Here is a 17,529-nt window from a genome sequence, read left to right as displayed (position 1 = left end):
CTATCAGTAGGTTCTGCGTGGAGCCCGCGTGCACGCCGTGAAGTGCACCGGTACGCCCGCCGGACGAGACGTGAAAGGCCACCCTTGCACTCGAAGCCCTCGACCCGCGCGCCGCGGGCCGCTCTGCGTGCGTCGGCACTCGCCGTCGCGGTCGCGGTGCTGGCCACCGGATGCGCCAGCGACTCCGCATCACGCGGCTATCTCCCCGGCTACGAGGACGGGGAGGTGACGAATCAGACCGCCGACATCACCCAGCTGTGGGTGGGCTCGTGGGTCGCGGCTCTCCTCGTGGGCGTGATCACCTGGGGCCTGATCCTGTGGTGCGTCGCCGCCTACCGGAAGCGCCGTGACGACCACCGGCTCCCGGTGCAGACCCGCTATCACATGCCGCTCGAGATCATGTACACGGTGGTCCCCACCCTCATGATCCTCGGCCTGTTCTGGCACACCGACCGCGTGATGACCGAGATCACGGACCCGGCCGAGGAGGCCGAGGTCCACATCCAGGTCGTCGGCAAGCAGTGGAGCTGGGACTTCAACTACCTCGACGAGGGCGTCTACGAGTTCGGCGAGCACGAGGCCGAGCCCGGCGAGGTCACCGACGAGGAGCTGGTGGACGGCGAGCCGGGCACCGATGTCGAGGTGCCCACCCTCTACCTGCCGGTCGGGAAGACCGTCGAGTTCCAGCTCGACTCGCGGGACGTGAACCACTCCTTCTGGATCCCCGCCTTCCTCTACAAGGAAGACATGATCCCGCACCACACGAACTACTACCAGGTGACCCCCGAGCGCGAGGGCACGTACGCCGGCAAGTGCGCGGAACTCTGCGGTGAGTTCCACTCCGGCATGCTGTTCAACGTGAAGGTCGTCTCCCCGGAGGAGTTCGACGCCCACATGGACGAGCTGCGTGCCGCGGGCCAGACCGGCGAGCTCGGTCTCGACCTCGTGCGCGAGCAGGGTCCCGTCGACGCCGAGGAGGCTGAGCACTGATGGCCACCGCGACCCACGCGGAGGTGATTCCCGGGCTGCGCGAGGACCGCCAGTCCTTCGGGAGCACCCTGGTCAAGTGGATCACGTCCACCGACCACAAGGTGATCGGGTACATGTACCTGATCACGTCGTTCCTGTTCTTCTGCATCGGCGGCCTGATGGCCCTGGTCATCCGCGCCGAGCTGTTCGAGCCGGGCATCCAGCTGGTGCAGAGCAAGGAGCAGTACAACCAGCTCTTCACCATGCACGGCACGATCATGCTGCTGCTGTTCGCTACCCCGCTGTTCGCGGGCTTCGCGAACGTGATCATGCCGCTGCAGATCGGCGCGCCCGACGTCGCGTTCCCGCGCCTGAACATGTTCGCCTTCTGGCTGTTCCTGTTCGGCGGGCTCATCGCCTCGGCCGGCTTCTTCACGCCGCAGGGCGCCGCCTCGTTCGGCTGGTTCGCCTACGCGCCGTTGTCGTCGACGACCTTCAGTCCGGGGCTGGGCGGTGACCTGTGGGTCTTCGGCCTGGCGCTCGGTGGTTTCGGCACGATCCTGGGTGCGGTCAACTTCATCACCACGATCATCACGATGCGCGCGCCGGGCATGACGATGTTCCGGATGCCGATCTTCACCTGGAACACGCTGGTCACCAGCCTCCTGGTGCTGATGGCCTTCCCGCCGCTGGCCGCCGCGCTGTTCGCGCTCGGCGCGGACCGCCGCCTGGGCGCGCAGGTGTTCAACCCGGAGAACGGCGGGGCGCTGCTGTGGCAGCACCTGTTCTGGTTCTTCGGCCACCCCGAGGTGTACATCATCGCGCTGCCGTTCTTCGGCATCGTCTCGGAGATCCTGCCGGTGTTCTCGCGCAAGCCGATCTTCGGGTACACCGGCCTGATCTACGCGACGATCGCGATCGCCGCGCTGTCCGTGACGGTGTGGGCGCACCACATGTACGTGACCGGTGCCGTGCTGCTGCCGTTCTTCGCCTTCATGACGATGCTCATCGCGGTCCCGACCGGCGTGAAGTTCTTCAACTGGATCGGCACGATGTGGCGCGGGAAACTCACCTTCGAGACGCCGATGCTGTGGAGCATCGGCTTCCTGGTGACGTTCCTCTTCGGCGGCCTGACCGGCATCATCCTGTCGAGCCCGGCGCTGGACTTCTCGCTGTCGGACTCCTACTTCGTCGTCGCGCACTTCCACTACGTGGTGTTCGGCACCGTGGTGTTCGCGATGTTCGCGGGCTTCTACTTCTGGTGGCCCAAGTGGACCGGCAAGATGCTCTCGGAGCGGCTCGGCAAGGTCCACTTCTGGCTGCTGTTCATCGGCTTCCACATGACCTTCCTCATCCAGCACTGGCTGGGCGTGTGGGGCATGCCGCGCCGGTACGCGGACTACATGCCGCAGGAGGGCTTCACGATCGCGAACCAGGTGTCCACGATCGGTGCGTTCATCCTGGCCGCGTCCACGCTGCCGTTCCTGTGGAACGTGTACACGACGGCGCGCAACGCGCCCAAGGTCACCGTCGACGACCCGTGGGGCTACGGCCGCTCGCTCGAGTGGGCCACGGCCTGCCCGGTGCCGCGCCACAACTTCACGTCGCTGCCCCGTATCCGCAGCGAGTCGCCGGCCTTCGACCTGCACCACCCCGAGGTCGTCGCCATGGAGCACCCGGAGTACCACCGGACCCTGGGCGACAACGTCTACGGCGAGGCCGACCGGCGGGGCCAGGACGTCCAGGCCCGGGAGCGCGCGCTGAACGACGGCGGCGTGCCGGAGCAGAGCAGCACGAAGATCGTGGACGAGCCCGACGAGGGGGCAGGCAAGTGAAGATCGAGACCAGGCTGTTCATCGCCGGAGCGCCCCTGTTCTTCCTGGCCGCCGGCGTCTACGCGTGGTGGACGTACAGCACCCCCGAGGGCTGGGAGCCCGTGGGCACCCTGTGCATCCTCCTCGTGGGCGCGATGGTGCTCATGGTGGGGGCGTACCTCGCCCTGACCGCCCGGCGCATCGACGAGCGCCCCGAGGACAAGCTGGACGCCGAGATCGCGGACGCCGCCGGTGACCAGGGCGTGTTCGCGCCCTGGAGCTGGTGGCCGCTGGCGATCGCGGCGTCGGCCGCCATCGGCTTCCTGGCGATGGCCGTCGGCTGGTGGATGCTGTTCATCGCCTTCCCGATGGCGATCATCGCGCTGGTCGGCTGGGTCTTCGAGTACTCGCGGGGTCAGCACGCGCACTGAGGTCCCGCAAGCACGAGAGAACCCCGCGAGCTCCGGCTCGCGGGGTTCTCTCGTTGCGGCGGGGAAGACGGGGGAGCAGGGCTGCCGCGGCTCTGCCTCGCCCTACCTCGCCGCCTCGATCCAGCGGCGCAGCGTCTCCTGCGTGGCGCCGCTGTCGATCGACGTCGCGGCGTGGCCCAGGCCCGCCGCGAGCCGGTCCGTCAGGGGGCCGGTCGCCGTGCCCTCCAGGGAACCGTCCGCCACCAGGGCGGCGGCCGCGTTGAGCAGCACGGTCTCCCGGATCGGGCCGCGGTCCTCGCCCGCGAAGACGCGGCGCGCGACGTCCGCGTTGTAGGCGGCGTCGGCCCCCTTCAGGTCCTCGACCTTGATGCGGGTCAGGCCGAGGTCGGCCGCCGCGTCGAGCCGGTGCTCGACGACGTCGCCGTCGCGCACCTCCCAGATCGTGGTGCCCGCGGTGGCCGCGAGCTCGTCGAGCCCCTCGTCGCCGCGGAACACCAGCGCGCTCGTGCCGCGCTGCGCGAACACGCCCGCCATGAGCGGCGCCATCCGCGCGTCGGCGCAGCCGACGGCGGTCGCGTGCGGCTGTGCCGGGTTGGTCAGCGGGCCCAGGAAGTTGAACGCGGTGCGCATCCCGAGCTCCTTGCGCGCGACGGCCGCGTGCCGCATCGCGGGGTGGAACACCTGCGCGAAGCAGAACGTGATCCCCGCGTCCCGGGCGATCCGGGCGACGCGCTCGGCCGGATGGTCCAGCCGGATGCCGAGCTCCTCCAGGACGTCGGCGCTGCCGGACTTCGACGACGCCGCCCGGTTCCCGTGCTTGACCACGCGGATCCCGGTGCCCGCGAGCACCACGGCGGCCATCGTCGAGATGTTCACGGTGTGCGCGCCGTCGCCGCCCGTGCCGACCAGGTCGACCGCCGGGCCGGGCACCTCGATCCGGGTGGCGTGGCCGAGCATCGACTCCACGAGGCCGTCGAGCTCGTCGACGGTCTCGCCCTTGACGCGCAGCGCGACGAGGAAGCCGGCGAGCTGCACCGGGGTGACCTCGCCGGTCATCACCTGGTCCATCGCCCAGGCCGCGCGCTGCTTGCCGAGGTCCTCGCCGGCGACGAGGGCGGCGAGCAGACCGCCGAAGGTCGGCGGGTTCCGTGTCGTGGCGTCCGCCACCGCCGGCGTCGGAGTGCTCACAGCAGGCCTGCCACGGCATGCTGCAGGGCGATGGGGTCGAGCGGCCGCGAGACGGCGGCGTCGGCCTGGGACCACGAGGCCAGCCACGCGTCCTGCGGGCGTCCGGTCAGCACGAGCACCGGCGGGCACTCGTAGAGCTCGTTCTTCACCTGCCGCGCCAGCCCGAGGCCACCCGCCTTGTCGGCCTCGCCGTCGAGGACGAGGAGGTCCCACCGGCCGGTGTCGGCCGCGTCGACGACGGCGGCGGGGGTGGCCACCTCCTGCCAGACGATCTCGGGGGCGCCGGCGGAGATCCGCGGGCCGACGGCGAGCCGGACCTGCTCGCGGACCGTGCGGTCGTCGCTGTACAGCAGGATCCGCGGGGCAGTGGTACGGGGCGCAGTGCTCACATCAGTCATCGAAGGGCATCCTCTCGCGGGTCATTCCCTGCGCATCGTGGCACATCACGGGCTCCCGCGGCAGGGTGGTCCGCCCACCTTTTCATGGCACTGTGCCCGCGCGCGTCAGCAAGCGAGGACTTTGTGACATTCTTCGCTTGCCCACCTGCCCCTGCGGTCATCAGCCGCCGTCGATGTCGGCAATAATGGCTGACGTGTCGACCGCAACGGCTGCAGCCACTCACACCCATCAGCATGTGACCGTGAACCGACCGAACCCCGTGTCGGTCGGGACCATCGTCTGGCTCGCGAGCGAACTCATGTTCTTCGCGGCCCTCTTCGCGATGTACTTCACGGTGCGGCAGGTGCTCCCCCCGGAGGAGTGGGCCGCGCAGGCGGACAAGCTCAACATCCCGTTCTCCGCGCTCAACACCACCGTCCTGGTGCTCTCCTCGGTGACGTGCCAGATGGGCGTGCTCGCCGCCGAGCGCTTCCAGCCGCGGCGGCGCGGGGGCGTCCTGGCCTTCTGGTCGTGGGGGATGAACGAGTGGATGGCCCTGACCTACCTCATGGGCGCCTTCTTCATCGGCGGTCAGGTGCTGGAGTACGCCGAGCTGGTCGAGCACGGCCTGAGCATCTCGTCCAGCCCCTACGGGTCGGTCTTCTACCTGACCACGGGCTTCCACGGCCTGCACGTGGTGGGCGGTCTGCTCGCCTTCCTCTTCCTGCTGGGCCGGTCGTTCGCGGCCCGGCGGTTCGGGCACCACGAGGCCACCACGGCCATCGTCGTGTCCTACTACTGGCACTTCGTCGACGTGGTGTGGATCGCGCTGTTCTTCGTGATCTACATCCTGCAGTAACCTCCCGCGGTCCGGTCGAGGGGCAGTTCCCGCGGGAGTGTCACATCCTGGGCCGCTGGGTCGTCTTATTAGAAGCAAGCACTCTCACGTACGAGACGAGGATCAATCCGTGAAGGCACTCGCCGCCCGCAGGCATCACCGGCTGGCGCCGGTCGTGCTCCTGCTGCTGGCGCTGCTGGTCACCGGCGGCGTCTACGCCGCCCTGGCGCCGACGCAGGCGCAGGCCGAGACCGTCAGCACCGAGGACATCGAGACGGGCAAGAAGCTCTTCCAGGCGAACTGCGCCACCTGCCACGGCCCCAGCGCCGAGGGCACCGAAGGCGTGCCGTCACTGGTGGGCGTCGGCGCCGCCGCGGTCGACTTCCAGGTCTCGACGGGCCGCATGCCCATGCAGGCCAACGGCCCGCAGGCCGAGGCGAAGCCGGCGCAGTTCGACGCCGAGGACACCGCCGCGCTGGTCGCCTACGTCTCCTCGCTCGGCCCCGGCCCGGCGATCCCGACGGACGAGCAGATCGACCCCGCGCTGGGTGACGCGTCCAACGGCATGGCGCTGTTCCGCACGAACTGCGCGATGTGCCACAACGCGGTCGGCGCCGGCGGCGCGCTGAGCGAGGGCAAGTTCGCCCCGTCCCTGTGGGAGACCAGCGAGCGCAACATCTATCAGGCAATGCAGACCGGCCCGCAGTCGATGCCGGTGTTCAACGACGCCAACGTCACCCCGGACGAGAAGCGCGACATCATCGCGTTCCTGGTCGAGCAGCGGGAGGGTTCCGCGGGCGGAGCCGCGCTCGGTGCCCTCGGCCCCGTCAGCGAGGGTGTGTGGGCCTGGGTCGTCGGCCTGGGCCTGCTGATCGGTGCGGCCGTCTGGATCGGAGCGAAGTCCTCGTGAGCGACAAGAATCACCTCAACGAGCCGTCGTCCGAGCTGACGACGCACACCGGCGCGAGCACGGAGCTCGCCGTCCAGGACAAGTTCACGGACCCGGGCGTCCCCGCGCACCGGCCGCGGCTGGCCGATATCGACCCGAAGTCGGCCAAGCGGAACGAGCGGATCGTCATCTGGCTGTTCGTCCTGTCCTGCCTCGGCGCGATCGGCTCCGTGGTCGCCTACGTGGCCGTCCCGCCGGACGGCACGACCGAGGGCGTGCGCACCTCGACCCTGCTGCTCGGCCTCGGCATCGCGGTCTCGCTGCTCGGGATCGGCATCGCGGGCATCCAGTGGGCCAAGGCCCTGATGGCCGACACCGAGATGGTCCAGGAGCGGCACCCGATCCGCAGCTCGGACGAGGTGCGGGCGGACGCCGTCAAGGACCTCAACGACGGCCTCGAGGACTCCGGCGTCGTCGGGCGGCGTGGCCTGCTCAAGGGCGCCGCGGTCTCGGCGCTGGCGCTGTTCCCGCTGACGATCGCGGTTCCGCTGATCGGCTCGGTGGGCGGGGACTGGAACGTCTCTAAGTTCAAGCACACCATGTGGAAGAAGGGCACCCGGCTCGCGATCGACCCCTCCGGGCGCCCGATCAAGGTCAGCGACGTGAACATCGGCTCCGCGTTCCACGTCATCCCCGAGACGAGCGAGGAGTACCGCGAGTCGCACGAGTGGATCACCGAGAAGTCCAAGGCCGTCGTCCTCATGGTGCGGTTGCGTCCTGAGGAACTCAAGTCCGACCAGTCGCCCGAGGGCGAGCAGTGGTCGCACGAGGGCATCGTCGCCTACTCCAAGATCTGCACGCACGTCGGCTGCCCGGTCGCTTTGTACGAGCAGCAGACCCACCACCTCCTGTGTCCCTGCCACCAGTCCACGTTCGACGTCGCCGACAGCGCGAAGGTGGTGTTCGGCCCCGCGAAGCGCCCGCTTCCGCAGCTGCCGATCACGGTCGACGACGAGGGCTATCTCGTGGCTCAGGGCGACTTCGCCGAACCCATCGGCCCGAGCTTCTGGGAGCGTCTGAAGTGAGTACCGCACACGACACCGCCAAGGCCGGGGCACCGCTGCCCGAGCCCACCACCCGCGCCGGGAAGGCAGCGGACTACCTCGACCAGCGCACCAGCATTGGTGCGGCGGTCAAGGAGTTCGCCCGCAAGGTGTTCCCGGACCACTGGTCCTTCATGCTCGGCGAGATCGCGCTCTACAGCTTCATCTCGCTGCTGATCTCCGGCGTCTTCATCGCCATGTTCTTCGAGCCGTCGATGGCGCTGACCGAGTACCACGGTGAGCACCCGGCCAACATGCACGGGCAGACCATGTCCGTGGCCTTCGCCTCCACCGTGGACATGTCGTTCGAGGTCCGCGGCGGCCTGCTGATGCGCCAGCTGCACCACTGGTCCGCGCTGATCTTCCTGGCGTCGATCGTCGTGCACATGATGCGCGTGTTCTTCACCGGCGCCTTCCGCAAGCCGCGCGAGCTCAACTGGCTCGTCGGCTGCACGCTGCTGATCCTCGGCCTGCTCGCCGGCTTCTCCGGCTACTCGCTGCCGGACGACGTCCTGTCGGGCAACGGCCTGCGCATCACCGACGGCGTGGTCAAGGCGATCCCGGTGATCGGCTCCTTCGCGTCGTACCTGATCTTCGGCGGGGAGTTCCCGGGCGAGCACATCGTGCCGCGCCTGTTCACGATCCACATCCTGATCGTCCCCGCGCTGATCCTCGCGCTGATCGCCCTGCACCTGTTCCTCATGGTGCTGCACAAGCACACGCAGTACCCGGGCGGCGGCCGCACCGACAACAACGTCGTCGGCTACCCGGCGCTGCCGGTCTACGTGGCGAAGATGGCCGGCAACTTCTTCATCGTGTTCGGCGTGCTCGTGCTCATGGGCGCGACGATGGCGATCAACAACGTGTGGAACTACGGCCCGTTCGACCCGTCGCCGGTGTCCGCCGGCGCCCAGCCGGACTGGTACATGCTCTTCCTGGAGGGGGCGCTACGCCTCATGCCGGGCCAGGGCACCGAATGGGAGATCCTCGGCTACACGCTGTCCTGGAACATCCTGGTCCCGGCGCTGGTCATCCCCGGTATCTTCTTCGGGTTCCTGTTCATGTACCCGTTCGTCGAGGCCAAGGTCTCCGGCGACAACCGCGAGCACCACGTGCTGGACCGTCCGCGCAACGTCCCGGTGCGCACCGCGCTGGGCGTCGCGTTCCTGGCGGACTTCATCCTGCTCGCGGCGGCCGGCTCGAACGACCTCATCGCGACGCACTTCGGGTTGTCGATCAACACGATCACCTGGGTGTACCGGATCCTGTTCTTCGTGCTGCCGGTGGCCGCGTTCTGGGTCACGAAGCGCATCTGCCTCGGCCTGCAGCGCAAGGACCGCGAGCTGGTGCTGCACGGCCACGAGTCCGGCCGCGTGGTGCGGTACGCCAACGGCGAGTACGTCGAGGTGCACACCCCGCTCGACGACCAGGAGCGCTGGCTGCGCGTCAACTACGACGCCCCGAAGCCGCTGCAGCTCGAGCCCCAGACCGACGCGCGCGGGGTCAAGCGCAAGGGTTACCGTGGGGACAAGACGTGGCACCGCGTGTCCAAGTTCTTCTACGAGGACCGCGTGGAGCCCGTCACGCCGATCGAGCTGGCCGCCGCTCACTCGCACGGTGAGCACGACCGGCTCGAGGCCTCGCACGACGCCACGCCTGCCGCCATCGGCACCGGCCGTTCCGGTGGCACCGACTCGCAGGGGCACTGAGCACCCTGCGGAACCCAACCGACGGCCCGGTTCCTCATTCGCTGCTGCGGCGGGTGAGGAGCCGGGCCGTCGACGTTTCATCGAGAGAGGAAACACTGCACATGGCTGAGTACAAGCTCCCCGACCTGAGCTACGACTACGGGGACCTCGAGCCGCACATCTCGGCGAAGGTGATGGAGCTGCACCACTCCAAGCACCACGCGACCTACGTCAAGGTGGCGAACGAGACGCTCGAGAAGCTGGCCGAGGCGCGCGACAAGGGCGACCTGAGCTCGATCAACCAGCTCGAGAAGAACCTCGCGTTCAATCTCGGTGGCCACGTCAACCACTCCGCCTTCTGGACCAACATGTCCCCCCAGGGCGGCGGCGAGCCCGAGGGTGAGATCGCCACGGCGATCGACGAGCACTTCGGTTCGTTCGAGAAGTTCAAGGCGCACTTCACCGCGGTCGCCACGACGGTGCAGGGCTCCGGCTGGGCCATCCTGGCCTGGGACTCCATCGGCGAGAAGCTCGTCATCGTCCAGCTCTTCGACCAGCAGGGCAACATCCCGATGGGCCTCACGCCGATCGTGCTGCTCGACTGCTGGGAGCACGCGTACTACCTGGACTACCTCAACGTCCGCCCGGACTACATCAAGGCCTGGTGGAACATCGTCAACTGGGCTGACGCCTCGGAGCGCCTCGCCCGCGCGAAGACCCAGACCTCGGGCCTGATCATCCCGGCCGTCACGGTCTGAGCCTGCGGCCCAGCGCGTCAACCGGTCCCCCGGGCCGCGGGTCACCCGCGGCCCGGGGGACCGTTTCGTGCCCGAGAGCTCAGTCGTCCAGGCCGAGCGCGAAGGCCTGTTCCAGGTCCTTGCTCGAGTAGGCGCGGAAGGCGATCAGGGTCTCCGTGCGGGTGATGCCCGGGACCTTGTTCACGTGGTCGGCGACGACGCCGGCCAGCTCCTCGTGCTCGTGCACGCGGACGATGGCGACGAGATCGACCTTCCCGGTCACGGAGAAGACCTCGGTCACGCCGGGGATGTTCGTGACGGCCTCGGCCACCTCGGGGATGCGGGCGGTCTCGGCGTCGATGAGGACGATGGCGGTCAGCATGGCCTCATCGTAATCACGCGTTCACAAGGACGTGTGACGCCCGCCATATCTGACGTAGACACTTGGCTCCGGCAACGGCACGATGGTGCGTCATGAGGGAGTCTCGTCATGAGTGAGGTCTCGGAGCGTACGTCGTCGCGTGCCAAGGAGCTGCTCGCCCTGGTGCGCGGCCAGGGGCGGATCGAGGTGAGCGAGTCCGCGCGGCAGCTCGGCGTCTCCCAGGAGACCGTGCGCCGCGAGCTGCGCAAGCTGGAGGCCCAGGGGCTGATCCGGCGCAGCTACGGCCTGGCGTTCCCGGTCGAGTCGAGCACGTTCGAGACGGCGCTGGCCGAGCGCACCCAGAACTTCCCGGAGGAGAAGGCCCGCATCGCTGCCGAGGCCGCCCGCCGGGTGGGGGAGGCGCGCACGATCTTCATCGACGAGGGCTTCCAGTCCCTGCTCGTCGCCCGTGCCCTGCCGGACGACCACGACCTGACCGTGGTGACCACCTCGCTGCCGATCGCCTCGGACCTGTCAGCCCGGGACAACCTCCAGGTGATCATCGTGGGCGGCCGCGTCCGGGGCAACACGCTCGGCGTCGTCGACGGCTGGGCCACCGACATGCTGCGCAACTTCCGCATGGACCTGGCGTTTATCGGGGCCAACGGCGTGACGGTCGCGGACGGCCTGACGACGCCCGACCCCGCCGTCGCGCACGTCAAGGCCGCGGCCATCGCCTGCAGCCACCGGAAGATCTTCATGGGTGCCCACCACAAGTTCGGCGTGACGAGCTTCGTGCGCTTCGCCGAGCTGCGCGAGTTCGAGGTCTTCGTGACCGGCGTGGAGCTCCCGGCGGCCCGCGCCCGGATGTTCACCGAGGCGGGCGCCCACCTCGTCCAGGTCTGACGCGCTGACCGTTCGGTCAGTCAGCGTTTCCGGTTCGTGCCCGTTCTCGGGGGTCTTCCGAGGGTGCCCGGCGGCGGGATCGCTGCTCCCCGCTGCGATCGTCGCCCCGGCGCAGTTCCTTCCGGTGCCCGTTGCCGGACCGTTCGTGACCGGTTCACCACGGCGTCCGTTGACCCGTGGCCGGGGCCGTCACAGCATGTGCCTGGCGGCGGGCCGCGCGATCACGACGCGGGAGGCCGGACGGACCACGACGAAGGGACGGGCGATGACGCTCACACCGAGGACGACACGGAAGCCGGCGACGCGCCGCGGGATGGTCCGGGGAGCGATCCCGGCGGCGCTGACCGCGGGCGCGCTGGTCCTGGCGGGCTGCGCGGGCGCCGGCGGGGGCGGCGGGACCACGGACGGGGACGGCGCCGTCGAGCTCACGCTCGCGACCGTCAACAACCCGCAGATGAAGGACATGGAGGAGCTCAAGAGCCACTTCGAGGACGAGCACCCCGGCATCACGGTGAACTTCGTGCAGATGGAGGAGAACGACCTGCGCGACGCCGTGACCAAGGACATCGCCACCGGCGGCGGCCAGTACGACATCGTCACGATCGGCTCCTACGAGGTGCCGATCTGGGCGCAGAACGGCTGGCTCACCGACCTCACCGAGCCCCTGGCGTCGGACGCGGCCTACGACGCCGACGACCTGTTCGCCCCGGTCAAGGACGTCGTCTCCGCCGACGGCAAGCTGTACGCGGTGCCGTTCTACGGCGAGTCGTCGATGCTCATGTACAACAAGGAGATCCTCGACGACGCCGGGATCGAGGTCTCCGAGCACCCCACCTGGGACGAGGTGGCGGACGCGGCCCGCGAGGTCGACTCGGGCAAGGTCGACGGCATCTGCCTGCGCGGCAAGCCCGGCTGGGGCGAGGTCATGGCGCCCATGACCACCGTCGTGCAGACGTTCGGCGGCACCTGGTTCGACGCCGACTGGAACGCCCGGGTCAGCGACCCGGAGTTCGCCGAGGGCGTGCAGTTCTACGTCGACCTGGTGAACGACGCCGGACCGGCCGACCCGGTCTCGACCGGCTTCACCGAGTGCCTCAACACCGTCTCCCAGGGCAAGGCCGCGATGTGGGTCGACGCGACGGTCGCCGCCGGCCTGCTGGAGGACCCGGAGACGTCCGCGGTGGCGGGGAAGATGGGCTATGCCCACGCCCCGGTGCACAAGACCCAGGAGTCCGGCTGGCTCTGGTCGTGGAACCTGGCGATCCCGGGGACCACCCAGGAGCGGGAGGCCGCGATCGAGTTCGTCAAGTGGGCCACGAGCAAGGAGTACCACCAGCTCGTCGGCGAGGAGCTGGGCTGGACCCGCGTCCCGCCGGGCGCCCGCCAGTCGACCTACGACATCCCGGAGTACGTCCAGGCGGCCGAGAGCTTCGCGCCGATCACCCAGGACATCATGCTCTCGGTCGACCCCACGAAGCCCGGCCTGCACGAGCAGTCGTGGACCGGCATCCAGTACGTGACCATCCCGGAGTTCCAGGACCTGGGCAACCAGGTGTCGCAGGACCTGTCCGACGTGTTCTCCGGCCGCAGCGAGCTCGGGCCCGTGCTGGACCGCGCGCAGCAGCTCGCGCAGGCGGCCGGGGAGGCGCAATGACGGCCAGGGCAGCCGCGGCCGTACCCGGGACGGCGACCAGGGGCACGACGCCACGGGCGCCCGCGGCCGCGGCGCGGGCGACGACCCGCCCGGCGTCGTCCCGCCGCCGGCAGGACCTGCTGGTCTCCCGCGCCCTGCTCTGGCCCGCGCTCGTGGTGGCCGTGGTGCTCACGCAGGTCCCGATGCTCGCCACGGTCTACTACTCCTTCCAGGAGTGGAACCTGCTGCGGCCGGGTCAGCGCGGGTTCGCCGGGTTCGGCAACTACGCGAAGGTGCTGTCCGACGGCTCGTTCCTGTCGTCGCTCGGCTCGACCGTCCTGGTGACCGGTTCCGCCGTCGTCGGCGCGACCCTGCTCGGCCTGCTGTTCGCCGTGCTGCTGGACCGGAAGTTCGCGGGCCGCAGCGTGGCCCGCACGCTGATGATCACGCCGTTCCTCGTCATGCCCGCGGCGGCGGCGCTGATCTGGAAGTGGTCGATCCTCGACGTCACCTACGGCATGGCCAACTGGTTCCTGTCCCTCGTCGGCATCGGGCCGGTCGCCTGGAACACCGAGCTGCCGGCGCTCACCGTGATCGCCGTCCTGATCTGGCAGTACACGCCGTTCGCGATGCTCATCCTGCTCGCGGGGCTGCAGTCGCAGTCCCGCGAGGTCCTCGAGGCGGCGGGGGTCGACGGCGCCGGGCCCTGGCGGACCTTCACCGCCATCACCCTGCCGCACCTGCGGCAGTACGTCGAGATCACGGTGCTGCTGGCCACCATCCTGCTGCTCCAGGTGTTCGACCCCGTCGCGATCATGACCAAGGGCACCGGCGGCAGCAAGACGCTGTCCTACCTGCTGTACGAGCGGGCGTTCGTCGGCCTGGAGGTCGGCGAGGCCGCCGCCTACGGCGTCATGACGGTGATCGTGACGATCCTGGTCGCGACCGTCGCGCTGCGCACGCTGTTCAAGGTGTTCTCCGCGGAAGGACTGATGAACCGATGACCTCGATCCTCCCGGGGCCCGTCACCACGCGGGCGCGGCAGGCCGCGCGCCGCCCCCGGGCCGTGACCCGGCGGACGCGTGACCTGCTGCTGACCACCGTGACCTGGCTGGCCGTGCTCGCGTTCTTCTTCCCGGTGCTCTGGATGGTCCTGACGGCCTTCAAGCCGGAGAACCAGGCCGCGACGCTCCCGCCCACCTTCTGGCCGGACGTCACCCTCGACCGCTTCGCCGCTGTCTTCGAGCGCGGCATGACGCCCTACCTGATCAACTCCGCGAGCGCGAGCATCGGGTCCACCCTGCTGGTGCTGGCCCTCGCGATCCCGGCCGCGTACGCGCTGAGCATCCGCCCGGTGCGGAACGTGCGCGACCCGCTGTTCTTCCTCATCTCGACGAAGTTCATGCCCGTGGCGGCCTCCATCATCCCGGTGTACCTGCTGCTGCAGTCCGTGGGCGGCCTCGACAACGTCACGTGGCTGACGATCCTGTACGTCGGGGTCAACCTGCCGATCGCGGTGTGGATGATGCGGTCGTTCCTGGCCGAGGTGCCGCGCGAGATCATCGAGGCCGCGCAGATGGACGGCGCCGGCCTGCGTACCGAGATCTTCCGTGTCGTGCTGCCGATCGTCCTGCCGGGCGTGGCCGCGGCCGGGCTGATCTGCTTCATCTTCGCGTGGAACGAGTTCTTCCTGGCCAACCTGCTCACCTCGCAGATCGCCCGGACGACGCCGCCCGTGCTGGGCAGCTTCGTGGACGGGCGCGGCCAGTTCCTCTCGATCCTGTCCGCCGCGTCCACCGTCGCGATCATCCCCGTGGTGATCGCGGGGTGGGTGGCGCAGAAGCAGCTGGTCCGGGGCCTGGCGATGGGGGCGATCAAGTGAAGGCGGCCTACGACCGGACGGGGATCACGCCCGGGATCGTGCACATCGGCGTCGGCGGCTTCCACCGGGCCCACCAGGCACTCGTGATCGACGACCTGCTGCGGGCCGGCGGGCACCGGGACTGGGGGATCTGCGGCGTCGGCCTGCTGCCGGGCGACGCCCGGATGCGGGACGCGCTCGCGGCCCAGGACCACCTGTACACGCTGGTGACCAAGCACCCGGACGGCTCGCTGGAGCACCGGACGGTGGGCAGCATCGTGGACTACCTGCTCGCCCCGGACGATCCCGGGGCCGTGCTGGAACGCCTGGCCGACCCGGCCACGCGCATCGTCTCCCTCACCATCACCGAGGGCGGTTACAACTTCGACCAGGTCACGGGGGAGTTCGACGTCTCCCTGCCCGCCGTGGCGGCCGACGCCGCGCCCGGGGCCGTCCCGGCGACGGTGTTCGGCTACGTGGTCGAGGCGCTGGCCCGGCGCCGGGCGCGGGGGATTCCCCCGTTCACCGTGATGTCCTGCGACAACGTGCAGGGCAACGGCGACCGGGCGCGGATCGTGTTCGCGGCGTTCGCGCAGCTCCGTGACCCGGAGCTGGCGCGCTGGATCCGCGAGGAGGTCGCCTTCCCGAACTCGATGGTGGACCGGATCACGCCGGTCACCACCGACGCGGACCGGGCCCTCGTGCGGGAGCGGCTCGGCGTCGAGGACCGCTGGCCCGTGGTCGCCGAGCCGTTCTTCCAGTGGGTGCTGGAGGACGACTTCCCGCTCGGGCGGCCCGACTGGGCCGGCGCGGGCGTGCAGCTGGTCGCGGACGTCGAGCCGTACGAGCTCATGAAGCTGCGGCTGCTCAACGCGTCGCACCAGGCCATGGCCTATTTCGGCTACCTGGCCGGGCACCGGTACGCCCACGAGGCGACCAGGGACCCGGCGATCGCGGCGCTCCTGCGCGGGTACATGGAGCAGGAGGCGACCCCGACCCTGCCGCCCGTGCCGGGCATCGACCTGGACGAGTACCGCGACACGCTGATCGAGCGCTTCGGCAACCCCGAGGTGCGCGACACGCTCGCCCGGCTGTGCGCCGAGTCCTCGGACCGCATCCCCAAGTGGCTCGTTCCCGTGATCCGGGAACGGCTGGGGGACGGGGGAGACGTGCGGCTCTCGGCGGCGGTCGTGGCGAGCTGGGCCCGCTACGCCGAGGGCACGGACGAGAACGGCGGCCCGATCGAGGTCGTCGACCGGCTGGCGGACGTGCTCGTACCCCGGGCCCGCTCCCAGCGCACCGACCCCCTGGCGTTCCTGCGGGACCCGGCCCTGTTCGGCGACCTGGCGGACGACCCCCGGTTCACCGGCCCCTACCTCGACGCCTTGACCAGGCTCCACGAGGACGGTGCGGCGGCCACCCTCCGCCACCTCACCGGGGGACGGTAGGACGACGTCGCCCGCCGCGATCACCCCTCCGCGGCGGGCCAGGTCGTGGTCCAGGCGCGGGCGCCGCTCTCGTCGTCGGACAGCAGCAGGACCTCGGACCCCCGGGCGGCGACGGTCAGCAGGTGGTCCGCGCCGGTCCCGGGCGTCTCGGGGACGACGACGGGGCGCCAGGGGCCGTCGTCGTCCGGTGCGGACCACAGCGCGAAGCGGGCGCCGTCGCTCACGGTCGCCAGCACCCGGCCCGGGACCACGGCGAGTCCCGAGACGTACGCGATGCCGGGTGCGTCCCGCGCCGACGCGTCCCCGAACCGCGTCACGGCGCGCCACCGCCCGGCCTCGCGCCGCCACACGCCGAACCTGTCGCCCGCGACGCCGATCGCGAGCGGCCCCCGGGCGGTCACGACGACCCGTTCGAGCGAGCCGTAGCCCTCCGGGGGCGGGACGTCCTCACGGGTCCATGCCCCGGCGTCCGCCGAGGACCACGCGACCGGGACCGGGGCGACGCGCCCGTCCCGGTGCGCGCTGCCGACGACGTGCCAGGTGCCGGCCGCGGCGTCGTACGCGGCGTCGGCGGGCATCGTGTCGAGCCCGCCGCCGCTCGCCAGCGCCGGGTCGTCGTCGTGCGGCGTGAACCGCGCGCCGCCCTCCGAGGTCCAGACGGCGCCGCCCGTGGTGCGGGCGCCGGTGACCAGCCACTCCGGGCCGGCGGTGACGCCGTTGACGGCGAGCGCCTCGCTGCCGCCGAACAGGGTGGTGGCGGCGCGGACGTCCTCCAGCGGGCCGCCCGCGGGGCCGTGGAAGGTGGTGACGCGCGGGTTGCCGTGGGCGCCGCCGGACCGGGCGCCGACGGCGACCACGCCCGCGCCCCGCCCGCGGCCGGCCGCGCACGCGATGGAGGTCAGGGTCGCCAGGCCGCCCCAGTAGGTGTCCGCCCGGATCTCGACGGACTCGAACTTCCGGCCGTCCGTGCCGGTCCAGGCCGCCGGGTAGGCCCCGACGGGTGCGCCGAGGGCGTCGTCGGCGCCGTCGCCGTCGTCGGTGGTGAACACGCCCCCGGCGAGGTACCAGCGGCCGTCGCAGAAGGCCGCGTCGCGCAGGGCGATCCGGCCCGGCGGGCCGGGCGGGGCGGGCAGGCCGATCTCCTGCCATGCCGGCTCCGGCACCTGCGGCTCGTCCGGCACGCAGCCGGTGGTCAGCAGGAGCGCCAGCAGCGCGGCCGCCGTCGGCCCGCAGCGGCGCGGGGGCCCGGCGCCCGGCGTCGTCATGGCGCCCCGGATCCGCTGGT

Annotated in this window: 17 protein-coding genes; 13 read left to right on the top strand and 4 right to left on the bottom strand. The window is 70.4% G+C overall.

Features of this window, described 5'->3' with window-relative positions:
* Positions 1-84: 84 nt before the first annotated feature.
* Genes ctaC through ABD208_RS13070 form a run of 3 tightly spaced genes read left to right on the top strand, consistent with a single transcriptional unit; the run spans position 85 to position 3,214 of the window.
* Positions 85-990 carry an aa3-type cytochrome oxidase subunit II gene (gene ctaC / locus ABD208_RS13080; RefSeq protein ID WP_344103514.1) on the top strand — a complete coding sequence of 302 codons (906 nt, stop codon included), beginning with the start codon at positions 85-87 and terminating at the stop codon, positions 988-990.
* Positions 990-2,804: an aa3-type cytochrome oxidase subunit I gene (gene ctaD, locus ABD208_RS13075; protein WP_344103512.1), complete on the top strand. Its 1,815-nt coding sequence runs from the start codon at positions 990-992 to the stop codon at positions 2,802-2,804. Before ctaC ends, ctaD begins: the two co-directional genes overlap by 1 nt.
* Positions 2,801-3,214, top strand: a complete 414-nt coding sequence (locus ABD208_RS13070; protein WP_344103510.1) for a cytochrome c oxidase subunit 4 — start codon at positions 2,801-2,803, stop codon at positions 3,212-3,214. Before ctaD ends, ABD208_RS13070 begins: the two co-directional genes overlap by 4 nt.
* 102 nt (positions 3,215-3,316) lie before the next feature.
* Here ABD208_RS13070 and trpD read toward each other — a convergent pair whose 3' ends face one another.
* A complete protein-coding gene (gene trpD, locus ABD208_RS13065; RefSeq protein WP_344103508.1) occupies positions 3,317-4,402 on the bottom strand; it encodes an anthranilate phosphoribosyltransferase in 1,086 nt (361 codons plus the stop codon).
* A complete protein-coding gene (locus ABD208_RS13060) occupies positions 4,399-4,800 on the bottom strand; it encodes a response regulator (RefSeq protein WP_344103506.1) in 402 nt (133 codons plus the stop codon). Before ABD208_RS13060 ends, trpD begins: the two co-directional genes overlap by 4 nt.
* A 185-nt stretch (positions 4,801-4,985) precedes the next feature.
* Here ABD208_RS13060 and ctaE point away from each other — a divergent pair, with 185 nt between their 5' ends.
* The 5 genes from ctaE (at position 4,986) to ABD208_RS13035 (ending at position 10,056) form a co-directional block, all read left to right on the top strand.
* The gene (gene ctaE / locus ABD208_RS13055) at positions 4,986-5,639 is read left to right on the top strand and encodes an aa3-type cytochrome oxidase subunit III (RefSeq protein ID WP_344103503.1); all 654 of its coding nucleotides are present in this window, start codon (positions 4,986-4,988) and stop codon (positions 5,637-5,639) included.
* A gap of 109 nt (positions 5,640-5,748) precedes the next feature.
* On the top strand, positions 5,749-6,528 hold the full coding sequence (gene qcrC / locus ABD208_RS13050) for a cytochrome bc1 complex diheme cytochrome c subunit (protein WP_344103501.1): 780 nt from the start codon (positions 5,749-5,751) through the stop codon (positions 6,526-6,528).
* Between the two features lie 35 nt (positions 6,529-6,563).
* Positions 6,564-7,592, top strand: coding sequence for a cytochrome bc1 complex Rieske iron-sulfur subunit (gene qcrA, locus ABD208_RS13045; RefSeq protein WP_344104152.1), 1,029 nt, complete (start codon positions 6,564-6,566; stop codon positions 7,590-7,592).
* The gene (gene qcrB / locus ABD208_RS13040) at positions 7,589-9,319 is read left to right on the top strand and encodes a cytochrome bc1 complex cytochrome b subunit (protein WP_425561110.1); all 1,731 of its coding nucleotides are present in this window, start codon (positions 7,589-7,591) and stop codon (positions 9,317-9,319) included. Before qcrA ends, qcrB begins: the two co-directional genes overlap by 4 nt.
* Positions 9,320-9,420: 101 nt before the next feature.
* A complete protein-coding gene (locus tag ABD208_RS13035; protein WP_344103498.1) occupies positions 9,421-10,056 on the top strand; it encodes a superoxide dismutase in 636 nt (211 codons plus the stop codon).
* 79 nt (positions 10,057-10,135) lie between these two features.
* On the opposite strand, the gene ABD208_RS13030 is transcribed toward ABD208_RS13035, so the two are convergent.
* Positions 10,136-10,417, bottom strand: coding sequence for an Lrp/AsnC family transcriptional regulator (locus ABD208_RS13030; protein WP_344103497.1), 282 nt, complete (start codon positions 10,415-10,417; stop codon positions 10,136-10,138).
* 108 nt (positions 10,418-10,525) lie between these two features.
* Here ABD208_RS13030 and ABD208_RS13025 point away from each other — a divergent pair, with 108 nt between their 5' ends.
* The 5 genes from ABD208_RS13025 to ABD208_RS13005 all read left to right on the top strand — a co-directional run bounded on the left by ABD208_RS13025 (position 10,526) and on the right by ABD208_RS13005 (position 16,244).
* Positions 10,526-11,302, top strand: coding sequence for a DeoR/GlpR family DNA-binding transcription regulator (locus tag ABD208_RS13025; protein ID WP_344103495.1), 777 nt, complete (start codon positions 10,526-10,528; stop codon positions 11,300-11,302).
* Positions 11,303-11,567: 265 nt separating this feature from the next.
* Positions 11,568-12,956, top strand: a complete 1,389-nt coding sequence (locus tag ABD208_RS13020) for an ABC transporter substrate-binding protein (RefSeq protein WP_344103493.1) — start codon at positions 11,568-11,570, stop codon at positions 12,954-12,956.
* Entirely contained in the window at positions 12,953-13,939 is a 987-nt protein-coding gene (locus tag ABD208_RS13015) for a carbohydrate ABC transporter permease (RefSeq protein WP_344103491.1), read from the top strand. The genes ABD208_RS13020 and ABD208_RS13015 overlap by 4 nt, the downstream gene beginning before the upstream one ends.
* A complete protein-coding gene (locus ABD208_RS13010) occupies positions 13,936-14,817 on the top strand; it encodes a carbohydrate ABC transporter permease (protein ID WP_344103489.1) in 882 nt (293 codons plus the stop codon). Before ABD208_RS13015 ends, ABD208_RS13010 begins: the two co-directional genes overlap by 4 nt.
* Positions 14,814-16,244: a mannitol dehydrogenase family protein gene (locus ABD208_RS13005; protein WP_344103487.1), complete on the top strand. Its 1,431-nt coding sequence runs from the start codon at positions 14,814-14,816 to the stop codon at positions 16,242-16,244. The genes ABD208_RS13010 and ABD208_RS13005 overlap by 4 nt, the downstream gene beginning before the upstream one ends.
* Before the next feature lie 20 nt (positions 16,245-16,264).
* Here ABD208_RS13005 and ABD208_RS13000 read toward each other — a convergent pair whose 3' ends face one another.
* A complete protein-coding gene (locus ABD208_RS13000; RefSeq protein WP_344103485.1) occupies positions 16,265-17,509 on the bottom strand; it encodes a hypothetical protein in 1,245 nt (414 codons plus the stop codon).
* Positions 17,510-17,529: the final 20 nt, after the last annotated feature.

The sequence above is a fragment of the Myceligenerans crystallogenes genome (assembly GCF_039529775.1).
Classification (GTDB): Bacteria; Actinomycetota; Actinomycetes; order Actinomycetales; family Cellulomonadaceae; genus Myceligenerans; species Myceligenerans crystallogenes.
This window is presented reverse-complemented; position numbering and strand designations above follow the sequence as displayed.